The organism is Streptomyces sp. NPDC006512, from assembly GCF_040611935.1.
Lineage (GTDB): Bacteria > Actinomycetota > Actinomycetes > Streptomycetales > Streptomycetaceae > Streptomyces.
This window is the reverse complement of the sequence record NZ_JBEXPG010000009.1, coordinates 86,423-110,242: the sequence shown is the minus strand read 5'-3', so window position 1 is coordinate 110,242 and position 23,820 is coordinate 86,423. Positions and strand designations below refer to the sequence as shown.

20 protein-coding genes are annotated in these 23,820 nt (G+C 71.6%); 13 read left to right on the top strand and 7 right to left on the bottom strand.

What is annotated here, in order from left to right:
• Positions 1–86: 86 nt before the first annotated feature.
• The 3 genes from ABZZ17_RS09480 to ABZZ17_RS09470 all read right to left on the bottom strand — a co-directional run bounded on the left by ABZZ17_RS09480 (position 87) and on the right by ABZZ17_RS09470 (position 6,062).
• Positions 87–3,107 carry a hypothetical protein gene (locus ABZZ17_RS09480; RefSeq protein WP_356873796.1) on the bottom strand — a complete coding sequence of 1,007 codons (3,021 nt, stop codon included), beginning with the start codon at positions 3,105–3,107 and terminating at the stop codon, positions 87–89.
• Positions 3,107–4,969, bottom strand: a complete 1,863-nt coding sequence (locus ABZZ17_RS09475; protein WP_356873794.1) for an HSP90 family protein — start codon at positions 4,967–4,969, stop codon at positions 3,107–3,109. Before ABZZ17_RS09475 ends, ABZZ17_RS09480 begins: the two co-directional genes overlap by 1 nt.
• Positions 4,970–5,075: 106 nt before the next feature.
• A complete protein-coding gene (locus ABZZ17_RS09470; RefSeq protein ID WP_356873792.1) occupies positions 5,076–6,062 on the bottom strand; it encodes a hypothetical protein in 987 nt (328 codons plus the stop codon).
• A gap of 317 nt (positions 6,063–6,379) precedes the next feature.
• On the opposite strand from ABZZ17_RS09470, the gene ABZZ17_RS09465 reads away from it, so the two are divergent.
• From ABZZ17_RS09465 to ABZZ17_RS09435, 7 genes are all read left to right on the top strand, one after another.
• Complete coding sequence (locus ABZZ17_RS09465) at positions 6,380–6,991, top strand: hypothetical protein (RefSeq protein ID WP_356873790.1); 612 nt, start codon at positions 6,380–6,382, stop codon at positions 6,989–6,991.
• 114 nt (positions 6,992–7,105) lie between these two features.
• The gene (locus ABZZ17_RS09460) at positions 7,106–7,774 is read left to right on the top strand and encodes a toxin-antitoxin system, toxin component (protein WP_356873788.1); all 669 of its coding nucleotides are present in this window, start codon (positions 7,106–7,108) and stop codon (positions 7,772–7,774) included.
• A 2-nt stretch (positions 7,775–7,776) separates the two neighbouring features.
• The gene (locus tag ABZZ17_RS09455) at positions 7,777–8,982 is read left to right on the top strand and encodes an MAB_1171c family putative transporter (RefSeq protein ID WP_356873786.1); all 1,206 of its coding nucleotides are present in this window, start codon (positions 7,777–7,779) and stop codon (positions 8,980–8,982) included.
• A 40-nt stretch (positions 8,983–9,022) separates the two neighbouring features.
• Positions 9,023–10,204 (top strand): MAB_1171c family putative transporter, encoded by a 1,182-nt coding sequence (locus ABZZ17_RS09450; protein ID WP_356873783.1) that lies wholly within the window; start codon positions 9,023–9,025, stop codon positions 10,202–10,204.
• Positions 10,205–10,270: 66 nt separating this feature from the next.
• Positions 10,271–11,482, top strand: a complete 1,212-nt coding sequence (locus ABZZ17_RS09445) for an FAD-dependent monooxygenase (RefSeq protein ID WP_356873781.1) — start codon at positions 10,271–10,273, stop codon at positions 11,480–11,482.
• A gap of 96 nt (positions 11,483–11,578) precedes the next feature.
• Positions 11,579–12,841 carry an NADH:flavin oxidoreductase/NADH oxidase family protein gene (locus ABZZ17_RS09440; RefSeq protein ID WP_356873779.1) on the top strand — a complete coding sequence of 421 codons (1,263 nt, stop codon included), beginning with the start codon at positions 11,579–11,581 and terminating at the stop codon, positions 12,839–12,841.
• A 318-nt stretch (positions 12,842–13,159) separates the two neighbouring features.
• Entirely contained in the window at positions 13,160–14,575 is a 1,416-nt protein-coding gene (locus tag ABZZ17_RS09435; RefSeq protein WP_356873777.1) for an FAD-dependent monooxygenase, read from the top strand.
• A 23-nt stretch (positions 14,576–14,598) separates the two neighbouring features.
• Here ABZZ17_RS09435 and ABZZ17_RS09430 read toward each other — a convergent pair whose 3' ends face one another.
• The 3 genes from ABZZ17_RS09430 to ABZZ17_RS09420 all read right to left on the bottom strand — a co-directional run bounded on the left by ABZZ17_RS09430 (position 14,599) and on the right by ABZZ17_RS09420 (position 17,575).
• Positions 14,599–15,708, bottom strand: coding sequence for a PP2C family protein-serine/threonine phosphatase (locus tag ABZZ17_RS09430; protein ID WP_356873775.1), 1,110 nt, complete (start codon positions 15,706–15,708; stop codon positions 14,599–14,601).
• A gap of 171 nt (positions 15,709–15,879) precedes the next feature.
• Positions 15,880–17,325, bottom strand: coding sequence for a DUF692 family multinuclear iron-containing protein (locus ABZZ17_RS09425; RefSeq protein WP_356873773.1), 1,446 nt, complete (start codon positions 17,323–17,325; stop codon positions 15,880–15,882).
• 7 nt (positions 17,326–17,332) lie between these two features.
• Complete coding sequence (locus tag ABZZ17_RS09420) at positions 17,333–17,575, bottom strand: hypothetical protein (RefSeq protein ID WP_356873771.1); 243 nt, start codon at positions 17,573–17,575, stop codon at positions 17,333–17,335.
• Positions 17,576–17,916: 341 nt separating this feature from the next.
• On the opposite strand from ABZZ17_RS09420, the gene ABZZ17_RS09415 reads away from it, so the two are divergent.
• The 6 genes from ABZZ17_RS09415 (at position 17,917) to ABZZ17_RS09390 (ending at position 21,850) form a co-directional block, all read left to right on the top strand.
• The gene (locus ABZZ17_RS09415) at positions 17,917–18,210 is read left to right on the top strand and encodes a hypothetical protein (protein WP_356873769.1); all 294 of its coding nucleotides are present in this window, start codon (positions 17,917–17,919) and stop codon (positions 18,208–18,210) included.
• A gap of 76 nt (positions 18,211–18,286) precedes the next feature.
• Positions 18,287–18,784, top strand: coding sequence for a DUF2975 domain-containing protein (locus ABZZ17_RS09410; protein ID WP_356873767.1), 498 nt, complete (start codon positions 18,287–18,289; stop codon positions 18,782–18,784).
• Positions 18,784–19,005 (top strand): helix-turn-helix transcriptional regulator, encoded by a 222-nt coding sequence (locus ABZZ17_RS09405; protein ID WP_356873765.1) that lies wholly within the window; start codon positions 18,784–18,786, stop codon positions 19,003–19,005. Before ABZZ17_RS09410 ends, ABZZ17_RS09405 begins: the two co-directional genes overlap by 1 nt.
• A 218-nt stretch (positions 19,006–19,223) precedes the next feature.
• Positions 19,224–19,925: a hypothetical protein gene (locus ABZZ17_RS09400; RefSeq protein ID WP_356873763.1), complete on the top strand. Its 702-nt coding sequence runs from the start codon at positions 19,224–19,226 to the stop codon at positions 19,923–19,925.
• A 132-nt stretch (positions 19,926–20,057) separates the two neighbouring features.
• Positions 20,058–20,612: a toxin-antitoxin system, toxin component gene (locus ABZZ17_RS09395; protein ID WP_356873761.1), complete on the top strand. Its 555-nt coding sequence runs from the start codon at positions 20,058–20,060 to the stop codon at positions 20,610–20,612.
• A gap of 2 nt (positions 20,613–20,614) precedes the next feature.
• Positions 20,615–21,850, top strand: a complete 1,236-nt coding sequence (locus tag ABZZ17_RS09390; RefSeq protein ID WP_356873759.1) for a DUF6545 domain-containing protein — start codon at positions 20,615–20,617, stop codon at positions 21,848–21,850.
• Between the two features lie 65 nt (positions 21,851–21,915).
• Here ABZZ17_RS09390 and ABZZ17_RS09385 read toward each other — a convergent pair whose 3' ends face one another.
• Complete coding sequence (locus ABZZ17_RS09385) at positions 21,916–23,526, bottom strand: FG-GAP-like repeat-containing protein (protein WP_356873757.1); 1,611 nt, start codon at positions 23,524–23,526, stop codon at positions 21,916–21,918.
• Positions 23,527–23,820 lie beyond the last annotated feature (294 nt).

The window sequence follows — 23,820 nt, the reverse complement described above, 5'->3', positions numbered from 1 at the left end:
GCTGTCCGGACCGCGTGGACCGGCGGCGGGTGCGTCGCACCCGCCCCGGCCCGCGCCGCCCGGCTGCTCGCGTGGGGTGCGGTCCGTCAGGATGCCCGGTTGCGGTAGTCCTGGCGGAGGGCGTCGAGGATCCGTGCGGCTTCGGGCAGGTCCGCCGCGCGGCAGCGGTCGACGGCCGTGGCCAGGCGGCGGACCGCCGCGTCGTAGCGGCCGAGGCCGTTCCCTTCGATCAGGGCCGCGATCCGGACGGCTTCGGCGCGCGGTACCTCGCCGTCCGCGCCGCCCGCCTCGTAGGCGACCACGGCGCCCTCCGCCTCGACGAGTGCCTCGGGGAAGCGGTCCACCTGGGCCAGCACCCGGGCGCGGCGGTAGCGCACGGCACCGTGCTGGTACCAGTGGACGAATTCCTCGTCGTCCTCGGGTACGGCCGCGCGCACCGCGTCCGCCCGTGTCAGGTGTTCCAGTGCCGCGTCCAGACCGTCCGCCTCCCGGGCGAGGACCGTCGTCCGGGCGAACTCGCACATCATCTGGATGACGGGGGACGGGTTGGGCGCCTGCTCGTGTGCGTCGACCGCGCGGCGGTAGGCGGTGTCGGCCGCGTCCCAGCGTTCGCCGAGGGCGAGGGTGACGGCTGCCTCGGCCGCCACCATGGTGTGGAGTTCGCGGTCCTCCTGCCAGGCGGCGACGGTGTCGGCCAGCCGCAGGAACTCCTCGGCGGCGGGCAGGTACTCCTCCAGTTCCCGCAGTCCGCGGGCCAGCGTCAGGCGTACCTGGGCGATCAGGCGCTCGTTGGCGGCTGCGGCGGCCCCGTCGGACAGGACGGACTCCAGTACGGCGACGGCGTCGGCCTGCTGGCCGCAGCGCATCAGCACGTCGGCGAGTTGCAGCCGGATGTCGGTCGCTTCCTCGAAGGAGCCGTGCCGGTCGTAGCGGTCGGCGGCCTCCGAGTAGTGGCGGACCGCGCCCGTCGTGTCCCCGACGTGGGAGGCGGCGTGGCCGAGCAGGCCGTACGTCGGGGCGAACGGAAAGTCCGTTTCGTCGTACCGTACGGCTTCGGCCAGGGCCTGGTGCAGGGCCTCCACGGCTTCCTCCGGCTGCTGCCGGGCCAGCAGGACCTGGGCGAGCTGGCCGCGGATGCGGGGAGCCCGCCACGGGCGTCCGGCAGCCGTCAGGTCGTCCAGGGCCGCGCGGAGCTCGGTCTCGGCCAGGGCGAAGTCGCAGCGGCGTGCGGCGGCGTCGGCCGCGAGGCACCGTGCGCCGGCCACCTGGTGGCGTACGGACAGCCGTTCGGCCTCGACGCGCAGCCGGTCGCGGAGCGCTTCCGACCACTCCCCCACAGAGTCGTGTTCGCTCTCGTTCTCGTTCTCGTCCAGCGCCACGTTGTGGGCTGCGAGAGCGCACGCGTACAGCACGGAGAGGTACTCCCGTACGCGTTCCGCGGCCGTGTCCGCTCCGGAGGCGGCCGCCTCCTCATCGGTGACGCCGTCGGCCGGCGGCGCTGCCGTCATGAGGTCCTCGGTGAGGCGCAGGATCTTGTCGACGGTGGCCCGGACCTCGGTGGCGTCCGGGCGGTCGGCCGTGCCCTGGCCCTGCTCCTCGCGCGCCCTCTCCTCGTGCGAGCCGGTCTGCCGGGTGAAGGCGAACGCCCGCGCGGACAGGGCGTGCCAGGGCTTGCCCAGCGTGTCGTACAGATCGGCCGCGCGCTCCAGCTCGGCGACGCACTCCTCGTCGCGGTCCGCTTCCGCCAGCTCGTGGGCGCGGTGTTCCGCGACTTCCGCCAGCAGCAGGTCCGCCGGGCCGAGGAGGTCGTCGTGGGCGCCGCTGCCGTCGTCGAGACGGGCGGCGATGCGGTTCCACAGCCGGTGGCTGCCGGGGTCGCCCGCGAGGTTCTTGCGGCGTGCCTCCCGTACCAGCTCGGCGAAGTCCTCGGGGATCTCGTGCGCCGCGGCGCCGTCCCCGCCGGGCACTGCCGCGGCCCAGGCCGGTGCGGCCGGTTCGGCGCGCTTGGTACGCAGGCCGAGCGGCAGCGGCTCGTCGAGCAGCGGGGGCTGCGCGAGCCGTGCCCTGCGCCGTTCCCCGACGGAGGTGGTGCCGTTGCGGGCGTCGAAGGCGGCGGCGAGCGGGCCGGCTTCGGCGCGGACGTGGGCGAGCAGTTCGCCGGCGGTCCATGCCCGGCCGGGAGGTCCCGCGACGGCCGTGTCCGCGTGGCCGGCGCCGACGATGCGGGCCAGCAGCACCTCGACGCCGGTCAGGAAGCCCAGCCGGGACAGGGGGGCGCCGGTCGCCTCGAACAGGGGACGGTTCTCGGCGAGCACCTCCAGGCCCCGTCCCTCGTTGCGCGAGAGGGCGCAGAACTCCAGGTGCAGGCCGACCTCGTCCTGCATGCCGTTGTTGCCGCGCACCTTGCGGTAGCCGGCGAGGTGGTGGGAGCGCGCCTCGTCGGTGCGCCCGGTACGCAGCAGGGGCAGCAGTGCGCGCGCCTGGCTCATCTGCGGTTCCTCGCTGCACCCCTGTTCGCCGGCGAGGACCGGGTTCCAGCGCGCGAGGGCTTCCGCGTCGTCGCCGGCGGTCACCGCGTGGGAGGCGAACTGGCGGACCTCACAGGCCTCGCAGTCGCTCAGCTCGCTGCGACTGCGGGTGGCCCACAGGTCGTAGGCGTCGTCCACGCCCTTTCCCGTGTGGGCGGCGACGTGGTAGCGCATCGCCGCTACCGGCTGCATGTCGTGGCCGGCGTCCGCGTAGCGTTCCCGCATCCGGTCGATCCAGCCCTCGACGCTCGCCAGCGGTACGTCGGGCACCTCCAGCAGGGAGGTGGTGACCCATTTGAACCGCCAGAAGACCTGGTGGGCCTCCCACTCGCTGAACGCGCCCGGGTCGGTGTCCCACAGTTTGAGCAGCCGGGCGAAGACCACCGGCGCCTTGCGGTGCTCGCCGGTGAACTCGTACGCCGACATCAGCTCCAGCAGCGCCGTGGCCAGTACGTCCGGCTTCTCCAGTGCTTCCGCCGCCTCGGTGAGCTCCTCGGCGGTGACGGTCCGCTGCAGCCCGTGCGGCCGGGCGTTGTTGTCGCGGAGCGCCTCGAACACGGCCTCGGGAGTGTCCAGCATTACAGTTCCTTCCGGGGCTCGGCGGCGGGCGCGTCCGGGCCGGCGTTGTGCATGGCGTGGGTGAGCAGACCGATGAACGCGCGGTTGAGCAGGGCGCTCTCGCTGGCGCGCAGCGGCCGGCGGCTCAGCAGCAGGGCCTGCCCGTAGAGGGCTTCGGCGGTGGTGACCGCCAGCCCGCGCTCGCCGATCGTGACCGCCTGGCGGACCAGAGGGTTGAGGTGGTTCAGGACGAGCTGGGCGGGCGGGGTCTCCTGGCGCAGCGAGCCGAGGATGTCCGCCCACAGGCCGTCGCCGTCCGCGGCCAGGTTCGAGCGGGTCCGCTCGTGGCGCGCCTCGCGGTTGTCGAGCAGCAGCGCGGGCGCGCTGACGGGCTGGAAGTCGCGCAGCACGACGTCGCAGTCGTGCACGCCGATCGTTTCGCGGGCCACGGCGAGGAAGGAGGCCGCACGCAGCTCCGTGGCCGGGTCCACGGCGTCCAGGTGGGCGGTGACCAGGGCCGGATCGAGGTCGGCGACGGCCGTGCCGGGGCGGATCTCGGGCAGGCGGTGCACCAGGTCGCGGTCGTAGGTGTAGCCGCCGTTGACGACGCCCAGGCCGGCGGCGGAGGCGATGGGGGCAACCTGCCGGAACTCCTCGACGCTGCGGGTCACGAGCACCGTGGGGTGGGAGCGGAGGAACTCCTCCAGGGTGACGTTGCCGTCGGTGGTCTCGAACGGCAGCCACGGCAGTACGACGCGCAGCAGTTCGTCGTCGTACCGGGCCAGGGCCTTCACCGCGAGGTGGTGCACGTCGATGAAGCGGTGGAGCAGTGCCGGGTCGCTGGCCGCCAGCCCGGTGAGCCAGTCCCGGATGCGCTCGCCGAGCGCGTCGCGGACTGCGGCCAGGGTGCCGTCCTCGTACAGCGACTCGCGGGACGCGGTGGGCCGCAGGCTGGAGGTGTCGACCACGCAGCGCACGAAGAACGCCCACTCGGGGAGCAGTTCGGGCGCCCGGTCGGTGAGCAGCATGCCCTTGAGGTGCACGCGGTGTCCGGCGCGCTGGGCCGGGCTCACCGAGGTCGGCAGGACGTACGCGACACCGCGCAGCCCGGCTGCCGGCAGGTCCAGCTCGATCGTGTCCAGCGGGGTGAACTCGAACAGGTCCCTGCAGTACGCGGTCAGGGCCTCGCGGCGGGCCAGCGGAGAGCGGTGCTGCTGCTCCCAGGGCGGTGTCGCGTTGACGCGTTCGGTCCCGCCGTGCGGGCCGGCCACCCTCACCTCGTGCTTAAGGAGGCTGCCGTAGTGCCGGGCCAGCCCGGCCACCGTCTCGGGGCGGGTCCACTCGGCGGCGTCGGCGCGCGGGGTGAGCCGGACCGTCGTACCCGGCTCCGGCACGGCCGTGGCGGGCAGGGTGCGGATGGTGTAGCGGCCGTCGGAGTGGCCGCGCCATTCGACGGCGGGCGCCGCCGGATCGGCCGCGGACCGGCTGATCACGGTGATCTCGTCGGCCACGACGAAGCAGGCGAGCAGGCCGATGCCGAACTGTCCGATGAACTCGCCGCGGGCGGCGTCCAGGCCGGCGCCGTCGAGTCCTCCGTCGGGGGTCCGCTTCGAGCTGCGCCCGATGGTGGCCAGGAACCGGTGGACGTCGGCCTCGGTCAGGCCGATGCCGGTGTCGGTCACGGTGAGCGTGTCGCCGGTCCGCAGGGTGATGGTTCCGGGTGCGCCGGGCTGTACGGCCTGTCGGGCGGTGATGGCGTCGGCGGCGTTCTGGAGGAGCTCGCGCAGGTAGACGCGGGGGCTGGAGTAGAGGTGGTGGGAGAGCAGGTCGACGAGGCCGCGCAGGTCGACCTGGAAGGTGTGCGAGTTCTCGGGGTGGGTCACCGGACGGAGTCCTTCTGTGGGCATGCCCGGGCAGGGCACGGCTGAGCGGCCCCGGCAGGGAGCGGGGCGTGCGGGCGACGGGGACGGGCCTGGCCTGGAGGCCGGATCAGCGGCCGGCTGCCGAGCGGTGCTTGCGGTAGGCGGCGGCGGGATCGGAGCCGTTCAGGTACTGCCAGGGCGACTCGGTGACGGCGCCGTCGGTCGCCAGGAAGCACTCGCGTGCGGCCGTCCGGTCTCCGCCGAGCGAGAACGCCATCGCGAAGGAGTTGAGCACTTGCAGCTGCTGGTACGGGGACGCGGCCTGCCCGAAGCCCGGGTGCCGGTAGGAGTGCTCGGCGGCCTCGTGCAGGGAAGCCCGTACCTGGGGGTCGCGCATGTAGCGGTCGTCTGCCCCGGAGTCGAGCGAGAGCCAGTGCTCCAGGTGCGCGTCCGCGACGAGCATGCCGAGCGCCGATCCGCCGGGAGCGGCCGCGGCCGATTCCCGTGCGAAGGCGTGCATCTCCTCGTGGGAGCCGCCCCACTTGTGGCAGACCTGCTGTAGCCGCTGGGTGTGCGCACCCAGGTGGTGCGGCGCCCGCCGTACGGCCGCCTCGAAGCGCCGCAGCGCCTGCGTGGAGCCGACCTGGAGGCCGCGCCCGGTCACCAGCAGGCCGTACCAGGGAGCCGTCAGCCGCGGCTCGCGCTCGGCCGCTTCGTACAGCCACTGCTCCGCCAGCCTCAGCCGGCTGTGGAACACCTCGAACTGCTCGCGCGACACGTGCTGGGCCCGGGCCGCGGTACGCGCCTCCCAGGCCCAGGAGATGTGCCGGAACCCGGCGACGAGCCGCGGCAGCGCCGCGTCCGGTTCGGCCTCGACGGCCGGTACGATCCACCGCTCCACGCCCGCGGTGTCGGCAGCCGCCCACAGCAGCTCCGTACTGTCCCCGCCGTCGGGCCGTGCCTCGAACAGCCTGCGCACCGTGGCCCAGTCGGCTGCCCCCGCAGCCTCCCGGACCTGCTGGACGTCCGGCTGCCCGGAGTCCTTCTGCAACCGTGCGGCGGGCCGTCCCGTCCACTTCCCCAGCGTGCGCCCCATGTCGCGGAGCAACGCCATGTCCCACCCCTTGTTGTGTTCGAACGGGCGGCCGACGAAATCGCTGCCCGTGAGGGAAGTGACTATCACGCGCGTCCGACAATCGCATATTCGTTTCGGCTGCCCTGGCGCCGAACAGGGCGGCGGACAGGGCACCGAGCAGGACACCGAGCAGGGCTGCTCAACGGCTTCGGAGGAGCGTGCGGGGCGCCTCGATCGCCCCGCCCGTCTCATGAAACGATCGTTTCATTGCGAATCTGACCGTTTCCGTGATCTAGTGTCGGCGCGGGTCGTGGGTTCATCCGACCACCTCCCCCTTTCATCCCGCCGGAGGGTGCATGAGCGACGGGTACGAGCAGCTCGCCGAGACGGTCCGTGAAGTCGAAGGGCTCCAGGCGGAATCGGGGCTCGACAGGGCGTCGGTCTTCAACCTTCCGGACCTCTCCTTCCACACCTCCCTTCCGGAAGCCGACGTCCGGCGACTGCTCGACGGTGAGCGCGTCGCGTCGCCGACGAGCGGCCCGGCCGAACTGGCCCGCCGTATCGCGTTCCTCAGGGACACCCGGCTGACCGTGGACAAGGACACGGGCAGCCGGCGTCAGTACACGACCGCCGAGATCGCCGCCGGCAGCGGGATGACGCCTCAGTGGCACGGCAAGCTGCTGAACCGGAGCACGCCGAACATCTGGCACGGCGCGGGCCTGGCCAAGTTCTTCGACGTCCCCATGGAGTACTTCACCCACACGCCGCCCGAGGCCGTGAAGCGGGTTCTGGACAGCAAGGTCATCCCGCACCTCACAGCGCTCCTCAAGAACCCGTCGGAGGCGGTGAGGAATCGTCACGCCATGCAGGTCCAGCTCCGTCTCGGCGACAAGGAGCTGCCGCCGAACCTGGAGACGGCGCTCATGGCCTTCGTGGACGCGATCGTACGAGAGGGCTCCGGCCCCTAAGGTCGGGGACGGCGCGGGACGCAGGGAACCGACGTGACCTTCGGTCACAGGAGCGGCCGGGGCAGGCCTCGGCCCAATCACCCATCGGAGGGAACGCAGAGTGGGGACATTCGGATGAACGAACGGCAGACGGCCGGCTTTCGCAAGGGGGTGCGCGCGGCTCTCGGCAGGCTGACACCTGCCGAGGGTCTGCTGGCCGCACCGTGGACCCATCTGGCGCGGCGGTCCACCGGGCGGAAGATCGCGAAATTCCGCGACGAGGTGTTCGCGGGTCTCGACCGGCCGATCCCTTCGGATCCGGACAGCTTGTTCGAGGTACTGAGGGCCGAGGTCGAGCGGCGTCTCAACGAGGACCGCGGGGAGGCGCCGTTCCGCCCGGTCCACCTCTACTTCCGTGAGTTCCCCGATGACACGGCCAGCGGCCTCACCGCGAGGTTCGACGACCGGCTCGTCATCATCGTCGAGAGCCAGACGACCACGCTGCACCAGTTCGTGATCTTCGCGCACGAGATGTGGCACGCCCTGAAGGGGGACTGCCTGTCCCACGGGGCCCACAGCCACGTCGCCGCGGCGGCCGCCCGGTCACTGGGTGGTGAACTGGCGAGCGACGACCTCGTCGCCCTGGCCGCGAGGAGCCACGTTGAGACCGAGGAGGAGAACGACGCGGAGGAGTTCGGCCTGCAGATGGGGGCCCGGCTGCGGGAGCACCTGAAGGGTGGCGGTGCCGTGCCGATCGACGGTGTGGCGGGCCGGATCCAGTCCAGTATGGGCAGGGGCTACTGAGCATGACCGGATCGGACTACTACATACCCGCCGCCGTCCTGGCGATCGCGTTGGTGGTGAAGGCGCCCTCGTTCTGGCGTACCTGGCACTCACCGATGTCGAAGTCGATCTTCGTGATCCTCGCGTCGTCGACGGCGGGCTTCGTCTTCGGCGCGCCGCCGACGATCGAGCGGGTCAACCGGATCACCGGCGTCCCGAACATCTCGGCGCTCATCGTCTACTGCATCCTGTCGTGCCTGTCGTGCGGATCGCTGGTGCTCCTGATGCACTGGCGCGGAGGCCCCGAGGAGACCGTCCGGCGCCACACCAGGATGTGGATCGCGGCGACCGCCGCGGTGATGACGACGTTCTGTGTCCTGTTCTCGCTGAGCGACGTCCCCATCGAGCAGCAGCGCGACTTCGACACCTTCTACGCGACCACCCCGTACGTGCGGGAGATGATCGTCCTCTATCTGACCGCGCACACCGCCACGAGTCTCGTGGTGGCGACGAAGTGCTGGCGGTGGGCCCGCGAACTCCGGGACCTCCAGGCGGCGTGGACCCACTGGGGCCTGCTCATCCTGGTGGCCGCGTTCGGCCTCACCCTGTCGTTCGCCCTGTTCAAGTTCCTGGCCGTCGGCGCCCGCTGGGCCGGTACGGATGCCTGGGACCCGCTCAGCACCGACATCGCCCCTCCCCTCGCCGGGCTGGGCGCGGCCATGACCACCATCGGTTTCCTGGTACCGGTCGTCGGGCCGCGGCTGGGGTCCATGTGGGTGTCCTGGCGGGCCTACCGGGCGATGGAGCCCCTCTGGCGTGCCCTCGAACCGTTCGCGGGCCCGGGGAAGCCGATGCGGATCCGCCCCACCTCGTCGCCGGAGATCCGGGCGATGGCCAGGTCCACCGACATCTCCGACCGTCTGCTCAACCTGGCGCCCCACCTGGACGGCAGCCGCCGCGAGGCAGCCGAACGGTACGCCTCCGCGCAGGGCTGCGAGCCGGAGGCCGCCCTCATCTTCGCCGAAGCGGCCACGATCCACGCCGCCCTGGTCGCCGCGGAGGGCGCGGGGACGCAGGCGTCCGGGCAGCTGCCCGCGACCGCCGCGACGAGTGCCGCGTTCCCCACCCGCGTCTCCGGAACGAACGGTCTCGCGCGACTGAGCGTCCAGTTCGCCAAGATCCACCGTTGCGACTCCCCCGTCGGCGCCGCCCACTCAGAGAGCAACTGATCATGCCGACTCCCGCCCGCGTGGCCGACGGGAGCCGTCGGTGAACGCGGGAACGGCGTACCTGTCCTCGGCCGCCGGCTTGTTCGCCGCCACCGCCGTCAAACTCTGGGCGCTGCGAAGGAACCCGCGGGACCCGCTCCTCAGGACCGTCACCGCGACGCTCTTCATCGGCGGGCTGCTGTTCGTCACCGCCGCTCCCCCCAACCTCGCGGCCATCAACGCGGCGTTCGGCGTACCGAACATCGCGGCACCCATCGTGTACTCGATCCTGACCGCGTTCGACGGCGTCAGCATCGTGTTGCTGATCCACTGGCGGGGTAACGACGACGCGCGCGTCACCCTGCGCCAGACCCGGCTGTGCCTGACGACCTACGCCCTGGTGATCGTGGCCATATACGTCCTGTTCGCACTGGGCGACGCGCCGGTCGAGCGGCTCCGCGACCTGGACACCTACTACTGCGGCACGCCCTGGATCCGCGAGATGATCCTCCTCTACCTGGCGGCGCACAGCGTGGCGGCCGTCACCATGGTGGTCCTCAGCTGGCGTTGGTCGAGGCAGGTGCCCGGCACCCTGAAGGCCGGGCTCATTCTGATCGCGGTCGGCGCGGTGGGCACCGTCGCCTACGACCTGTTGAAGTACACGGCCATCACGGCCCGCTGGCTCGGCCACGACTGGGACTGGCTGAGCACCCACGTCGCCTTCTCCCTGGCCGGTATCAGCGCCTCCCTGGTCTCCGCCGGTTTCCTGCTGCCGCCCATCGGACAGGGGGTCGGCTCCCGGTGGCGGGCCTTCCGCCGCTTTCGCCGGCTCCAGCCCCTGTGGCTGGAGATCCGCCCTGAGATACCTCCCACGAGTCCGGCGCCGATGCCGTGGTGGCGGCCCGTGGAGCGCCGGCTCATGCAGCGCGAGAGGGACATATTCGACGCGGTACTGCGGCTGGCACCCTGGTTCGACCGTTCGACCGGCGCGAAGGTCTACGCGCTCGCCCTGGCCGAGCACTCCGAGGGCCTCCGGGCCCGCGGCGAGGCCGATGCCTCCGTGATAGCCCGCGCCGTCATCCGGAAGGGCCGCGCCGCGCCCGCGGTCGCTCCGGAGCACCGGTGGTCGGTCAGCTCCACCGAGGACTCCGACGACCTCGTCAACATGTCCACGGCCATGCTGCGCTCACCGCGAGTGGAGGTGACACGGCAGTCCACGGCACTCGCCGAGCACGGTGCATGACCGCGGCGAACACGCCGGGAGCCCGCTTCCCTCCGCCGCACTGAGGCCCCTCACAGAGAGATGACCATGACCACCACACACCCCAAGCACGTCGAAGCCCTGATCATCGGCGGGGGGTACGCGGGCCTGCTCGCCGCCTCCGTGGTCGCCCTGGCCGGATACGACGTCCTCGTGCTGGCGGGCGGTCCGTCCGCCGCCCACCCGCGGGGAGCGGACCGCGAACCCGCTCGGCACGGCGAGGTCCTCCACGTCGGCGGCATGTGGGACGTCAACGATCTGGCGTACGGATCGGGTGCGATGCTGCGGCAACGAGGTGCTCGGACGTTCCCCCTCCCCGTCGGCGACCACCTGTCGCGGACGCGCCCGCGGGCCTGGGGAACGCGTGAGGTGCTCACCTGCAGCCGCGACCTCCTGACCGGCGTGCTGCGCGAGGTCGTCGTCGCCAACCCCGCGCGCGAGCGGGACACCAGCATCGTGGACGGCGCCCGGGCCGTCGGGCTGATAGGTGACCAGTCCGCGGTGCTCGGGGCGCGCGTGCGGTTCGAGGACGGGACGGAGCAGGAGGTCACCGCCCAGCTCATCGTCGACGCGAGCGGCGCGGACGCGTGCACCGCGGCCTGGCTGAGCGATCTCGGCGCCGCCCCCGCGCCGGTCACCACGCGCGGCACACCCGGGTTCTCCGCAGGCCGTCTCTACCGGGCGCCGGAAGGACAGGCCGACGTTCCCCTCACCGCCGTCGCGGACGGCGCCCGCAGCGCGGTGCTCGTTCCGGTCGAGGACGGACTGTGGGCCGTCACCCAGACCTCCTCGGATCGCGAACGGATCGCCTGCGCGGACGCCTTCACCGCCGCCGCGCTGGCCCTGCCGGACCCGAGCGTGGGCCGGCTCATCGACGGCGCGGAGCCCGTGGGCGACGTGGTCGTCTCACCCACTCCGGCCCTGCGCTGGCACCGGTACGAACGCGTCCGCGGGCCCCGCGGCCTCGTCGTCGTCGGAGACGCCCTGGCGACCTTCAGTCCCCTGGACGCGCGGGGGCCGCTGGCGGCCGAGGCGGCCGCCCGAGCCCTGCGCGTGGCACTCGGACGGGGCATCAGCCACCCGACGGCGTCCCGCAAGGCCCAGCAGGCGATCGCCGAAGAGGTCGCCCAGCTGTGGTCCGATCCCCGGACGGGTCCGATGGGCGGGGGCCGGTTCAGGCCCGTCGCCCCGAGCCTGTCCGAACGCCTCGCGCTCGCACGGGCGGCAGCGGGCCGGGTCCTGGGGTTGCGCTCCCGCTGAGCCGGAACCGGCCGGGCCCCGCACGGGCCGAGGCAGGCACCGTAGCCGCGAGCCACGACCGCACTTCACGTGACGACATCCAGAGGGGAATCTTCCATGTACCTGTCCACACCTCTCGTCTTGCGGAACGGCAACCGCATTGCGAACCGAATCGCGAAGGCCGCCATGGAGGAGAGCCTCGCCCGCCAGCCCGGCCAGCTGCCCGGGCCGGAGATCGAAGAGCTCTACCGCAGTTGGGCGCGCGGCGGGAGCGGACTGATCGTCACCGGCAACGTGATGGTGGACCGGCGGGCCCTCACGTCTCCGGGAACGATCGTGCTCGACTCCGAAACCGACCTGGCCCCCTTCCGCCGCTGGGCGGCCGCGGCCGGCTCGGAGGGGGGACAGGTCTGGATGCAGATCAACCACCCCGGTCGGCAGGTACGGTCCGACCTGCCCGGTGTCGCATGGGCGCCGTCCGCCATCGGCGTCAGCCTCGGGAAGCACACCAGCGCGTTCGCCCGCCCCACGGCGATGGCCGAGGCGGACATCCAGGCCACGATCGGCCGGTTCGCCACCACGGCGCGTCTCGCGGAGGAGAGCGGGTTCCACGGCGTCCAGATCCACGCGGCCCACGGCTACCTCCTCAGCCAGTTCCTCTCTCCCCTGGTCAACCGCCGCACCGACCGGTGGGGCGGCAGCCTGGAGAACAGGGCCAGGCTCCTGCTGGAAGCCGTACGCGCGGTACGCACGGCGGTGTCCCCGGGCTTCGCCGTCAGCATCAAGATCAACACCGCTGATTTCCAGCGCGGCGGATTCGACGTCGACGAGGTCGAACGGGTACTCACCTTCCTCAAGGACCTCGACGTGGACCTGGTGGAACTGTCCGGCGGGAGCATGGAGAGCGCCGCGACCATGGGCCGTACGGCCGACGACCGGCAGCTCGGCCGGGAGGCGTACTTCCTCGCCATCGCCGAACGGCTCGTCGCCTCCGCGCCCATGCCGCTCATGCTCACGGGGGGCATCGGTCGGCGCGCGTCCGCCGAACGGGTCCTGGCCAGCGGTTTCGCGATGGTGGGTCTGGCGACCGCCCTGGCACTCCGTCCCGACCTGCCCACGCGCTGGCAGCGGGGAGAGGACGTCGAGGTCACCGCACCACGCCTCAACTGGCGGGACACGGACATCGCCAGCGCGGGCGTCCTGGCCCTCGTCCGGGCGCACATGAGCCGCATCTCCCGCGGCCGGCCGCCCCGTACCCGGACCTCCGCACGCCTCGCCCTCACCCGTGACACCCTGCGCAACCGAGGGATGATCCGGGCGTACGGGCAGTGGCTCGCCCAGAACCCGGCGCCGGAGGAGACCACGCCCATCAGCGGCTGACGGACCGGAATCGGCGGGCGCGACCGCTGGTGCCGAACCCGTTCACACCTGCTCGGGAAGGCCCCCCTGCCCCTCCGGGGCGGGCACCCACTGGTAGACCGCCACGCCACCCTGATCGGGACCCCGCACGTAGCGCCCGATCTCACGACTGCCACTGTGCGCGGCCAGGGTCACTTCGGTGGCCTGGATCCCCTCGACGCCCTCGAGAGGACCTCCGACAAACCGCGTAGTGATCATCATCGGATTCTAGAGCTCCGCATCGGCGCTCCACTCGACTTCCGCCATACCGGCCAGCGCCGGGGCAGAGAGCAGACCCGCATGGCCACCACCCCTCCGCGCCGTCCCCGAGTCCTCGTCCTCGGAGGCGGGTTGAGCGGCACGCTGGCCGCGGCCGCCCTCGCTCCGTACAGCGACGGCGTCGACATCGTCGAACGGCACGCCCTGCCCGACACCCCGCGGCCCCGTCGCGGACTTCCCCAGACCCGCCACGCCCACCTGCTCTGGTCCGGCGGAGCCGACGCGATCGAATCGCTCCTCCCCGGGACCACCGACATGTGGCTGAGCGCCGGCGCGCACCGGGTGCCCATTCCCAACGGCATGGTCTCGTTCTCCCCCGGCGGGTGGTACCGGCGGTGCTGGCCCGAAGCGCAGTACGTCATCACCGCCGGCCGTGACCTCGTCGACTGGGCCGTCCGCACCCAGGCTCTGGCCCTTCCGGGAGTCCGGCTGCTGTCCGGGGCCGAGCCGGTTCGCCTCCTCGGCACCCGCGCCCGGGTCACCGGTGCGGTCGTCCGGCGCGCGGACGGCACCGAGGAGTCCTTCGGGGCCGACCTGGTCGTCGATGCCACGGGCCGCTCCTCGCGGGCCCCGGCCTGGCTCGCCGAGCTGGGTGTCCCGGCCGTCACCGAGAGCGTCGTCGACGCGGGGGTCACCTACGCGAGCCGGCGCTACAAGGCGCCCGTCGACACCGCCGACTGGCCCGTCGTCAACGTTCAGGCCGATGCCCGACTGGACGGGCCCGGTACGGCCGGCACCATCCTCCCGGTCGAGGGCGGCGCGTGGATGGTCAGCCTCTCCGGCACCCGTGGCGGCGAGCCCACCAGCGACGAGGCCCACTTCACGTCGTTCGCCCGCCGGATGCGAGCCCCCCTCATAGCCGAGTTCCTGGACCGGGCCGAGCCCCTCGGCCCGGTGGCGGTCGCCCGGAACACGGCCAACCGGCGCCGCCACTACGAGAAGACCGGCGTCGAGGGCTTCATCGCGCTCGGGGACTCCGCCACAGCGCTCAACCCGATCTACGGGCACGGCATGTCCACGGCGGCCCAGGGTGCCCGGGCGCTGCGTGGGGTGGCCATGAAGCACGGCATCTCGTCGAAGGGGTTCGCGCGGCGCGCACAGCGTGCGATCTCCCGGCCCGCGGCGGCCGCATGGCTGCTCGCCGTGGGCCAGGACGCCGCTTTCCCCGGGTCGGTCGGGAAGACGCCCAACTTCGCCGATCGCCTCTCCGCCCGGTACATCAACCGGCTCGTCACGACCGCCGGCTCGGACTTCACCGTGGTCAAGGCCCTCACCGACGTCATGACCCTCCGGGCGAGCGTCATGGTGCTCGCCTCGCCGCGGGTGCTCTTCTGCGCGATCCGCGGGCCGCGTCTCCCGCCCTTGGAGGGGCCCGCCCTGACCCCGGTCGAGGAAGCGGTGCTCCACGGCCGGCCCGCCCCGACACCCACCCCCTGACCGGCCTCGGGCTCCGCGGCCGATCAGCGGGACTGCGCGCCTCCGGGTTCGCCCAGGCGTACGGCGAGGGCGGCGATGTCATCGTCGAGGCGTCCCCTGCTGTAGTGGACGAGGTCACGGTGAAGGGCAGTGAGCAGTTCACGGGGCGGCGTCGGGGGCTGTCGACGCATCCAGGCGGCCAGCGGGAAGAACTCGCCGTCGCGGGCCCGGGCCTCGGCGATCCCGTCGGTGTAGAGGAGCAGCAGGTCGCCGGGGGCGAAGTCGAAGGTGTCGACGGTGTAGTGGTCTCCGATCAGCTCCGCGAGGCTGAGCAGGGGTGAGGGCGTGGCGGTTTCGAGGACATGGAGTTCGCTGGGACTCAGGAGCAGTGGTGGGGGGTGTCCGCAGTTGAGGATGTCGATGTGTCTGCCCTCGTGCGGGATTTCGACGAGGAGGGCGGTGGCGAACCGCTCCATCGGCCCGTCGGGGGGGAACGCGGCGTTGTAGCGGGTGCTGCTGGCGTCCATCCTGCGGGCGACGTCGACCATGTCGGTCTCGTCGTAGGCCGCCTCCCGGAAGGCGTTGACGATCGCCGCGGCCGCCCCGACCGCGGGCAGGCCCTTGCCCCGTACGTCGCCGATGAGCAGCCTGACCCCGTAGGGCGTGTCGACCACCTCGTAGAAGTCCCCGCCGATGCGGGCCTCCGCCGCTGCCGCGAGGTACAGCGACTCGATCTCGACGCTTCCGAAGCGGCGCGGCATGGGGCTCAGCACCACTTGCTGTGCCGCGTCGGCGACGAGCCTTACCTGGAAGAGGGTGCGCTCCCGCTGGAGCCGGGCGTGGCTTCCGTACGCGGCGGCCACGGTGACCGCGACGATCCCGGCGGCCGTCCACCACGTTCCCAGATCGGGGAAGACGAGGCCCAGGCCGATCATCAGGAGGAGGCAGACCGTCCCGAGCAGGACGGTGGGGAGTACCGGCCACATGGCGGCGGCCAGGGCCGGGGCGGCGGGCAGGAGACGGCTGAAGGCCATTTCCGGCGGAGTGGCATAGGCCAGGCTGGCGATCACGACGGTCAAGATGACCGGCGACAGCCGCACAAATCTCCCCCGGCCGTAACGCCGACGGAGCCGCGGCCGTCCAGACTCGATCACACCCCTAGACTATCCGGGCAATAGGGGCAAAGCGCTCTGGCGGACGGAGTCGGCCACCCGCCCGACCCATGCCCGACGAGTCGCCCCCGAGGCCCGCGCACCCCTCGGATTCCCGCCCGCCCTTTGCCGCACCACCCTCAGAGCCCCCCTCCTGTCCGAACATGCATTCTATTAAGTGGAAGGGGCCAGGTGGGTTTCCGGGCGGCTGTCGTCGACGAGCTGGACCTGGAAGGAGGCGCGTCGGGGAGAGGCCGGCAGTCGCCCCGCCCCCAGGTCCGTGAGCAGGGCCATCGGGTCGGTGCCGAGGGTGACCGTGCAGGGCCGGCCGTCGAGCCGCGCCCGGACGAGCCCGAGGTCCAGTTGGAGTACGTCGCTCAGCCAGCGGACCGAGGGGCGGACGCGCCGCAGGTGGTCCGCGAACGCGCATGCCTCCTGCGAGGCGAAGGGCTGGGGCGGATGGGTGCGCATGAAGCCGCCCAGCAGCTCGCGGGTGCCGGGCTCGCCGAGGGTGAGCAGGAGCAGCCTCAGGGTGTAGCGGAGGGCGCCGGCCAGGGCGCTGCCCCGGAACTCTCCGATCAGTTCACGGAGCAGGGGGAGGGCGGGGTCCGCCGCGAGGTCCCTGGCCAGCGGGGTGTCGAGGTCGCGCCCGATCGCCAGGCTGCCGAGGGTGTGCTCCCACTCCTGTGGGCTGATCGTGTCCCGACCGGGATCTCCCGTGCCGTCGGGGAGCGGCGGCGCGGACGTCGGAGGCGGGAGCGGCGCCGGGCAGCGGCCAGGCCACGTCTCGCGCACCCTGATCAGCAGATCGCGGACGGCCTGGGCGTCGAGCCGCGGCACGGCCGAGGGCGTCACTTCGAACAGGACCGCCCGGAGCGCCGGCAAGCGGGGCAGGACCCTTTCGGCGAGTGCCAGCAGGTCCTCGTCGGGCAGGCCGCTGTGGGCGTCCAGCCAGTACCCCCGGTGTGCGAAACCCCCGGCCAGGTGCACCTCCCACACTCGCTCCAGCGGCAGGGCCGCGAGCAGGTCGTCCAAGCGGCCGCGGCCGTTGCGTTCGTTGGCGAGGACGTTGTGCAGGTCGAGGAGCAGGCCGCAGCCGCTGCCCTCGACCACACCGGACACGAACTTTCCGTCGGACAGTTCGCCGGGGCGTGGCCGGAGGTAATTGGCGCCGATCTCCACCGCCAGCGGCACCGGGAGCGCGTCCGCCATCGCCCGGACCGACCGGACCGCGTACCGGACGCCGTCGGGCGTCTGGCGGGGCGGAAGCATGAAGCCGGTGTGGAAGTCCGATCCCGCGCCGCCGACCCGGTTGAACGCCAGGTGTTCGCTCACCCACGGCGCTCCGAGCCGTTCGGCGAGTTCTCCGAAGAGTGCGGCGTTCCTCCGGTCGGGCAGTCGGCAACCCCCGACGGGGTTGCCGACTCCGTGAAGCAGCCGGCTGCCCGGCAGGTCCGCCAGTCGGCGCAGTACGTCCTCGTCCGTGGAGATCGCGCCGTCCGTGCGGGACCGCCAGAGCGCCTGCGGTTCGATCTCCACGACGTCCAGCACGTCGGCGCAGGCGTCCAGCACCGGGTCGAGGCCGGGGACGTAGGTGAGGCCCACGCCGAGCCGCGTCATGGTCCCGCTAACCGCCGAAGGAGATGGCGACGCCCTGCTGGACCTGGCCGGCCGGGTTCACCACGAAGTCCTTGGCGATGTTGATCCGGAGGTCGAACCCCGAGTGACAGGTGGGGCAGCCGAGTTGGTCCATGACGTTCTTGATGACGTCCTGCATCTGGTCGAGGTCGTTCGCCAAGGACACCGGTACGGTGACGTTGACGGGTCGCCACGGGTCGGGCACGGGCCCCCTGATCGTGCTGTTCGACATGACGGGTCCTCCGTTCTGGCCGCAGCCCACTCCCGTGGAGCCGATGTGCTGCGCCCTCGACGGGTGATCCTGGCGCATCGCCCTCGTGGTCGGTGAGGAGGCGCGCGTGATCGGCACCGGGAGAGCGGCCCCGCTCACCTGGTTGGCGGCGAGCTGTGGTCAACCTCGGGGGCCCGGGTGAGGGTGGTCGGGCAGGGGCGGTGCCCGTCCGGGAACCGGCCCGCAGGCGGAGGCCGAAACCGGCGGTACCCACCATCACGGAGTCGATGATGTCGCATGCCTATGAGGTCAGAGTCCCCTCTCTCTTCTGCTCGTCGCCTCAGGCGCCCGGGATCCACGGTGTGGACCGGGTCAAGCTCCTCTGGGACGGGGAGGAGATCTGGCAGGACGACGCGAGCACCGGTGAGACGAGAAGGCCCGAGGTGACCCGCCCGCTGGTGGGATCGGGCGTCCTCGAACTGGCCGTGAGACCGGCGGCGGACGGCAGCGTGTGGGACGTCATCGGCTCGCTGTCGCTGAGCGATGCGGATCTGGGGGGAGGCATCCGGACCACCCGCTTCGTGAAGCGCGGGGCGGACTACGAGCTCTCCTACGAGGTGGCGATGGACATGACCGACCACCAGCCCCACGAGTAGGCGTACGCCGACCGGGGACAGGAACGACCGACAGGGATCCATTGACTATCGATCACAATCGATCGATTATCGATGCATGCATCGCTTCTTCATCACCGTGCTGCGCGGTGGCATCGCCATGGCGATCCTCTTCGGCCTCTTCGGCCAGCTCGTCGTCATCCCCACCACGGCAGCCGACGAGGTCGACCGATTCGCTCCGTACGCCCCGTACGCCTTGCCGTACACGGTGGTTGCCATCGCAGGGGTCGCCTGCGTTCAGGTCGTCCTCGCCGCGGCATGGAGGCTGCTCACCATGGTCGAACGTGATGCGATCTTCTCCTCGGCGGCCTTCCGGTGGGTCGACACCATCATCGGAGCCGTCGTCGCGGCGACACTGCTGGCTCTCGCCGTCACCTGCCACCTGACGGTCGCCGACATCCCCTCCCCCGATGACGGTATGGAGCTCATCAGCGCCCTGGCCGCCGCGACCGCGACCACCGGCGTCGGGGCCTGCCTGGTCATGCTCATCGTCATCATGCGCGGCCTGCTGCGCAACGCGACCTCCATGAAGAGCGAACTCGCCGGGGTCGTTTGATGGCCATCATCGTCGACCTCGACGTACTGCTGGCCCAACGCAAGCTCTCGGTCGCGGAGTTCGCCGCTGCCGTCGGGATCAGTCCCGCCAACATCGCGGTGCTGAAGAACGGCCGGGCGAAGGCGGTCCGCTTCACCACGCTCGACGCGATCTGCCGCACGCTCGACTGCCAGCCCGGCGACGTGTTGCGCTGGACGCCCGACGAGGCGGACGAGGGTTAGCAGTTGTGGAATGTCGCCAACCGGTCCTCGCACCACCGGCGCTGCCCGCCGGCCGAGAGTTCGGCGGGCAGCCCGTCGCACCGGCGCGGGGTTCCGGCTGGTATAACAACGTTGGTTGACGAAATTCAGCCATGGTTGCCCGGCTATGGCAGTGACGTTACTGTCTGGCTCAGCAGGACCGTCCGCATCGACATTCACCACCGTCCCGGGAGTTTGGCGTGAGCGAAAGAGCTACTCCCGATCCCGTGGAGACCGCGCGGCGCATCGCCTCCCTGGCAGAACGGGTGGGGCTCACCCGTGCCGAAGTGCTGCGGGTGGAAGGTGAGGGCGGTCTGTCCTTCGCCTCGGGGCTGCCTCCGGAACAGGTGGAATCACTGTTGCGCGGACGGCAGGGCACCACGTCCCCTCAGGGAGTCCGCGGGACGACCGATGCGGAAGAGCGCCACCGCCAGGTGGTCGACCGGATCCTCTTCCTGCGCAGGACCAGACTGAAGGGTTCCTCGGACGGGAGCCTGCGGCCGTACTCACTCGCGGAGATCGCGGCCGGGGCCGGGACGAGCGCCCAGTGGCTCGACAAGATGATCAGGGCCGGCAAAGCGCCGAACCTCGACCACGCCGCAGGCATCGCGGGTTTCTTCGGCGAGAAGATCGAGTTCCTGGTGGATCCGCCTGACGACGCCTTGGACCGGGTCCTCCAGCAAATCCACAAGGATCTCCTGGAGAAGACCGTCGAGCGTCAGAGCCAGGATCTCGAAAGGCTCAAGAGCGCCGGACCCGGTGGCGGCGACTCCGAACTCGGCATCGTCGCCTACGCGGCCCGGGCTCTGGCCGAGGTTCCCGACGACACCGCACAGCCGCTGATCGCCCTGATCGAGTCCGTCGCCAGGCGGGCCCGCGAAGAACGGGCGCGGGAGAAATAGGGGGGACCGACGTCCTTGTGACGTGCTGCTCACCACCACCTGGCCGGTCAAGGGGAGACCGGCCCGCGCGGGAGCAGCTCCGGTGGGTTCGGACGCCGGTGCGGTACGACATAGGGGGACGAGGTGGGGTACGTGCTGGGCACCTCCCGCGAGATGAAGCGATACCGAGACGAACTCTTCGCCGGGGTCGGTCGGCCAGTGCCGCAGCAGCCGCGCGAACTGATCCAGGCGCTGTGCGCGCACGTCGCGGCCAGCGTGGGGCGCGAAGTCCGAGTGATGTTCGAGTCCTTTCCGGCCGACACCGTCAGCGGGCTCTGGATCGACATGGGCGACTTCGACCTCATCGTGGTGGAGGAAAACACCTCACCGCTCCACCAGATCGTGATCGCGGCCCATGAACTGTGGCATCGCAAAGAGGCGCACCACGGCCGGCCCGGCGGACACGGCGGGCACGGCGGCCTCGCCGGAGACGCAGCGGCCCGGTTGCTCGGAGACCGTTGGCAGTTGGCCGACGCTCTGGCCCACGTGGCCGCGCGCGGGGACGTCGACCTCGACGACGAGGAACGGCGCGCGGAGACCTTCGGCCGTCTGGTGGGCGCCAAGTTCCGCCCGTACCTGGGGAGGCAGGGCGACCCGGCATCGGGGGAAGGCCTGGTCGGCCGCATCAAGGCGTCACTGGAAGGCTGAGCGTGTACGAAGGCGTCAACTACTACGTGTCGGCGGCCGTGCTGGGGGTGACCTTCCTGGCGAAACTGCCGGCCCTGCTCCGGCGGTGGCGCAGCCCGACGGTCCGCGCGGTGAACGCGCTCCTCGTGCTGCCCTGTGCGGGTCTACTGCTGTCGGCCCCGCCCACGATCAGGTTCGTCAACCGGGTCACCGGCATCGCCAACCTCTCGGCCCTCCTGGTGCACTGCACCATCTGCGGGATCGCGTACGCGTGTGTGGTGCTCATGGAGTACTGGCGTGGCGAGGCACACGAACAGGCGCGCACGCGCCGACGGGTGCGCGCCTGGAGCCGCGGCTACGGTCTGGTGACCGCCTCCATCGTCGTGCTCTTCTTCCTCGGGGACAGGCCCGTCGAGCGGCCCAGGGATTTCGACACGTACTACGCCACCACGCCCTTCATCCGGGAGATGGTCGTCCTCTATCTCCTTGCTTTCGTCGTGGCGGGCGTGGCCACCGTGCGGGCGTGCTGGAGGTGGGCCGTCGAGCTCAGCACCGCCAGGCGGTGTCCCGACGTGTCGCGCGGTTGGGGTGCGCTGCGGACGGGGTTGCTCGTATTCGTCGTCGTTTCGCTGGCCGGCGTCCTGTTCGGCTCGTTCAAGCTGGTCGCGATCCTCGCGCGGTGGGCCGGTCACGACTGGGAAGGCCTCAACCAAGGGGCGACGCTGCTCATGTCGCTCACAGGCGTGATCATCGGGCTGGGCTTCCTGGTGGCGGCCTTCGGTCCCCGGCTCGGCGAGCACGTCTGGCGCCCGCTGCTGACGATCATCGCCTTGCGCCACTTGTGGCGCATCGTGTGTCACCCCGTCACCGGTGCGGGCAACAGCCTGCTCCTGACCACGCCATGGTATTCGAGCCCGGAGCAGCACCTGGTGGCCCGGATCACGAGCATCCACGACTGGATGCTGAAATTGCGTGCCTACTGCAGCGACGAGGTGCGCGCGGCCGCCTACCAACAGGCCAAGGACCACGGAGAGCGGGAGGACCGGGCGGTCGCCATCGGCCTCGCCACCATGCTTCGGGCCGCCACGGCAGCCCGTGCGCGCCAGGCCGGGGTGGACGACCAACAGAGCGCCAGGGCCGCGGCGTCGCTTCGCTCGGCTGAGGCCGTGTACCCGGACATCGTCGTGCGCGTCTCTCGCGTGCTGCCCTTCGTGCCCGAGGGGGAACCCGCCACCGCCACCCGGGCACCCGCCGGGTAGAACGCCCCCGTGGCGCGGGCGCCCCCGGTGTGACCGTTCCGGGGACGCCGTCGGGTCGTCCGCCGTCAGCGCAGGGACTGGATCCAGCGCCAGCCGCCCGCGCCGATGGTGACGGACGGGCCGAATCCGGTCCCCGCCGCATCGCCCGGGAGGAACAGCAGGTCACCCGTGGAGGCGCCCTGCGGCGCGGTGGTCAGGAGCAGGTCCGCCCGCCCGTCTCCGTTGGCGTCGCCGGCCGTCCCGGCCAGCGGGTACGAGGTCCTCGGTGCGGAGCCGATGACGGTGGGGGCGGGGAGGGCCTGCGCTCCGGCGGACAGGAACTGGCGCAGCTGTCCGTCGGCGGCGCGGGCCCACAGGTCGGCGCGGCCGTCCTGGTTGAGGTCGCCGGGGGCGAGTATCTCGGGCAGGTCGGCGGGCTTCCACTCCGGGCCGCCCAGAACCACGGCGTTGCGGGGCAGGGTGGGGTTGGTGCCGACGCTGCCGCGGTGCAGGTAGAGGCCGTTGACGCTGCGGCCCACCAGATCGGGCTGCTTGTCCCCGTCGACGTCGCCGACGGCGAGGATGGTGGCGTGTGCCCAGCCGGTGGGGCGTTCGCCCATCGCGATGCGCTCACCGAGGTGGCCGTTGCCGGTGTTGGGGTAGACCCACAGCTCGTCGCCGATCCGGGCAATGACGTCCTCGCGGCCGTCGCCGGTCCAGTCTCCGCGGTGGCTGACGTCGGCGCCCGCGAAGCCGCTCGCGCCGATGACCTGGTGCGGGGCGAAACGCCCGTCGCCGAGGCCGGGGTAGAGGCGCAGGGAGCCGTCGTCCTGGACCGCGAGCAGATCGCGTACGCCGTCTCCGGTGAGGTCGCCGGCCACCGGCGTGCGCGTCTGGAACGCCGACGCCGAGCGGACCATCAGGTGGTCCTTCACCTTGGTGTAGCCGGTCTCCACGGTCTCGCTGCGCAGGTCGCGGAAGTCCTGGCGGGTGAAGAAGGTGAAGCCGAACTTCGAGACGTACTTGGTGCCGGTCTCGCCGTCGACGAGGGTTGGCGCGCCCGAGCGGCACTCCGTGGCACCGGCCGTCTTGCACGCCGTGGAGAAGTACTGCTGATCGGTGCTGTCAGCCTCGGCGAAGGACAGCGTCCCGGGCCGGCCCGCGTAGACGGGGTCCATGTGCGCGTAGTCGGGCCGGGCGTTGAAGTCTCCGGCCAGGATGACCGGCAGGCCGTTCGCCCAGGTCTCGATGCGCTGCAGCAGGGCGGGGGTGTCGTTCTGCGCGGCGTCGTCGCGCCGCAGGTGTGTGCCGCAGGCCAGGACGGCGCGCCCGTCCACGGGTGCCTTGGCGCAGACCACCGAACGCTTTTCCCCGGTGAAGCCGGGCGGCGTGAGTTCCGCGGACATGCCTGCGACCTCGCTCTGCGGTGCCTTGACCAGCAGGGCCTGACCGAAGCTCTTGTCCTCACCCCACTTGGCGCATCCGTCGGCCGTCTGGGTGCTGGTCCACACGCCCGCGTAGCCGGGCAGCACCTCGCGCAGCCGGTCGTATTGGCCCTTGCACATCTCCTGGAGCATCGTCACGTCGGCGTCCCAGTCCGTGACGTGGTCCCGCACCCCGTCGGCCCAGGCAGCCGGCGGCATCTCGCTCTGGCACTTCGCGTACGCGCCGCACACGTTGTACGAGATCGTTCGCACCGGTGGTGTGCCGGCGGGAGCCGTGGCCGATGCGGCGGACGATACCGGCAGGCTGGAGAGCAAGGCGGTCGCCGCGAGGACTCCCGTGGCCGCCCATGCGCCGAGCGTTCTTCTTCTACTCACTATTTCCACTCTCGAACGAACACGGATGGAAGGCCGCCGGTTCACGCGGCCGGAGCGCGACAGTGCGGGGCGCGCACGCCGTGGACCATCCGAGTGGGGGCGCGGCCTGACCTTACGCGGTGCACGCTGATTTGACTAGACGAAAGTTGATGGACAATCAACATCTGTTTA